Here is a 3,477-nt window from a genome sequence, read left to right on the forward strand (position 1 = left end):
GTTGGCCGCGTGACAGTGAGCTATGCTGGAGATTGGGGTGACGAGGCTGATCAAGCCTTCCAACAGTACCAGCCTGATCAATTACAGCGAGAGCTACCGGTCCGGAGATCGCATCAGCGCCTCTGTCGTCAAGAGAGCTGTTCTGCTTGACCCCAGCCATGGAGCTCAACGCCCCGCGTCGGAGCGCTCCCTGCTTCTGAAGGAAGCCATTAGGTCCGCTCGGGCTTGATCGGAGGCTTGGCTGATGGACGTCGTGGTTGCTTCGCTCAGTTGCCGCCCCATGGCGCGGCTTTGCGGATTATCAGTCCTCTGCCTCTTCGCCGGTCTCAACAGCGCTGTGTAATGTTCATTGTTTATGATGACGCCCCCGCTGTTCACGAGGTTGCTCCTGTCAAGTGTACTCGTCAGTCCGTCCTGGGCCTCACGCTTCTTGCCCAAGTGCCGTTCAAACGGCGCTGGCGCGACTTGTTGAGCTCGAGAGATGGGTCCCTGCTCTCCTGCGTGGCCATGAGCTTGTGCCGCGGTCTGCGCAGCGGCGTCCCCAATGGCACGAGCCTCCATGCCGACTGCGTCTTCCGGACGAGCAGCAAGGGCAATTTCGCGCCCGAGTGCGAACTTCCGGACATGAGTTAGTGCACTGATGTCAGCGGTTTTCATATAGCGCTTGGCATCTTCATCCAGCGACCGCTCGTGAAGCCGATCCGCAATCCCCGGCTTTTTGTTTTCAACCAAGCATTGACTGAAACGTCTAAGAGCAGACCCATAGACCTCAACGGTACGGGGTTTCGGCCCGGTCGGCGCTGCCTCGTACGCTTTGATGAGAGCCGCTGTGTACTCTCTGATGAGCACGGCGTCGGCAGGGTGGGGATTCAGGGCAGGGCGGCCCACCACTGGCGCTCCGCCCGCCCACGTCTTGAGACGACCCAGTGACCCAGCCACGGCCGAGGGGCCGCCACCCCAGATCTCGTACTCCTTGCGATCCCGATCCAGCGACGAATCGTGAAGCCGATCCGCAATCCCCGGCTTGTTATTTTCAACGAGCCAATGACCAAAGCCGAAAAGAATATCTACATGGCGCTTGACCGTGATCTCCCCGACCTTACCGGCATAGAGTGCTGACCTCAGCCCTTCGACAAGGGTCGCATCGTTGGAATAAAGAGGACCCTTGTCGGGACCGGAGACCACTTTTGGGCGATCTGGCTGCACCGCCGCCGGCACAGAACGAGCATGGTCACGCAACTCGGACGGTGCGGGGGGATTCAGATCAACCACTGACGAATCCGGCGCATCATGATGGCGCGCCGTTGAGTGACCCGGCTGCAGCACCGAGGCACCCAGCATCGACCCACTGCCTCCGGTATGCGGTGCCAGGTGCTCGTCCCCCAGCATCATGGGCTGCGCCTCCCATGGCAATGCACCCACTTGATGGGTGGGGGCCTGCATCAGCACGCGAGCGCCTGAATTGCCGATCTCGCTCAGCTGCGGCTCAGTGGCAACGTCCTGCAGACGACTGTTCGGGGTCCTTTGCCTCTTCGCTGGTCTCAACTCCGCTGTATCATGCTCACGGTTGATGAGGACCTCCTCGCTTGGTAGCTGGTTGCTCCTGTCCTGTGCAGCGATCCGCTCGTCCGGCGCGCGCTGGTCGCCGTCGCGCCAGCTCAGGGGACGAAAGGACCCTGCGGGATCCGAGGCTTGGTGATGGGGCCCAGTTGGCACGAAAGACGATGCCAGAACAGCGTCGTCTTCATTAGCTTTCCCAGGGGGGAGATACTCTGGCCAACTGTATTCCTCCTGCGGCCCGCTGCGCTGCGCAGCGGCGTCCCCCTTGCTCTCAAGACTTTGAAATTTAAATGGGTCCCCGGGAGCAACGTCTGGCGCTGACTGGCCGAGCCGCTTGATCTGCTGGTGAAACGTCCCAACGGGGCTTTCCTTAACCGCGTCTCGGGCCTGTCGGTCCATGAGTTCAAAGTTCGTAAGATTATTTGCCGTTCCGAATGTATTGTCACCCCTGAGGCGGGTTTGTAGTGCCTGCCGATTGACGACGAGGTTGTTGAGGTTCAGGTTATCTGGCTGCGATTGCAATCGCCCAACCAGCGCCCGCGTGCCGTCCACCACGTAGACTCCGCAATCCACCACGTTGCTCTGCTGGGCGATGCGGGATACGCCCACGCGGGTCTCCAGGCTGGCGCCCAGATTTTCTGCGAGCTCTTTTGCAAGCGTGTCATTGCATCCGTTGTAGGAGTCATAATGATAGGCAACCGGCCGTTCCCGGTCGCTGCGATCAACGAACAGCAGCGACCAATGGGTGCCGCGCTCCGCAAGAGTCTTACCGCCATCGCTCACTGGCACGAACAGGAAGTCGGCTGTGTCGTTACCGTTCTGATGGACGATGCGCTGGAATGCGCTTAGCATGACGCTCTCGGAGCCCAAGCGCAGATGATAATTGGCTACGAGGGGATCCACGAACCGCGTCCGGGCGGCGAGATCTGGATTGTTCCCCTGCAACTCCTGCTCCAGGAGTTGGTAATCCCTCTGGATATGTTCGTCGCCTAGCCATTCCAATGCGCCGAGCACCCGCCCGTCTTTAGCTTTCCCAGGGGGCCTCTCTGGCCGACCCAATGCCTCCTGCGTCCCGCTGCGCTGCGCAGCGGCGTCCCCAATGGCACGAGCCTCCATGCCGACTGCGTCTTCCGGACGAGCAGCAAGGGCAATTTCGCGCCCGGGTGCCAACTTCCGGAGATGAGCTAGTGCACTGATCCTCCGGTTACCACCGGAGTTCACATAGCGCTTGGCATCTTCATCCAGCGACCCCTCGTGAAGCCGATCCGCAATCCCCGGCTTTTTGTTTTCATGCAGGTATTCACTGAAACGTATAAGAGTAGATCCATAGACCTGAATGGTACCGCGATTCGGCCCGGTCGCAGGCGCTTCTTTGTACTCTTTGATGAGAGCCGCTGTGTAATCTCTGATGAGCGCGGCGTCGGCAGGGTAGGGATTCCGGACAGGGCGGTCGACCACTGGCGCTCCGCCCGCCAACGTCTTGAGACGACCCAGTGCTCTAGCCACGATCGAGGGGCCACCCCTGCTCTCGTACTCCGAGGGGCCACCCCTGCTCTCGTACTCCTTGCGATCCTGATCCAGCGACGATTCGTCAAGCCGAGCAGCAAATCCCGGCCTGTTATTGTCAAAGAGCCAACGACCAAAGCCGAGAAGAGAATTTACATGGCGCTTGACCGTGCTCTCCTTGACCTTACCCGCGTAAGCTGACCTCAGCCCTTCGACAACGGTCGCATCGTTGGAATAGAGGGGACCCTTGTCGCGACCGGAGACCCCTATTGGAGGATCTGGCTGCACCGCCGCCGGCACAGAACGAGCATGGTCACGCAACTCGGACGGTGCGGGGGGATTCAGATCAACCACTGACGAATCCGGCGCATGATGATGGCGCGCCGTTGAGTGACCCGGCTGCAGCACCGA

At 60.4% G+C, this 3,477-nt stretch carries 1 protein-coding gene; it reads right to left on the reverse strand.

From position 1 onward, the window contains the following. Positions 1-165: 165 nt before the first annotated feature. On the reverse strand, positions 166-3,420 hold the full coding sequence (locus NKI95_RS34030; protein ID WP_352722212.1) for a Ulp1 family isopeptidase: 3,255 nt from the start codon (positions 3,418-3,420) through the stop codon (positions 166-168). Between the last annotated feature and the right edge of the window lie 57 nt (positions 3,421-3,477).

Source organism: Mesorhizobium sp. M0306, assembly GCF_040321655.1.
GTDB lineage: Bacteria > Pseudomonadota > Alphaproteobacteria > Rhizobiales > Rhizobiaceae > Mesorhizobium.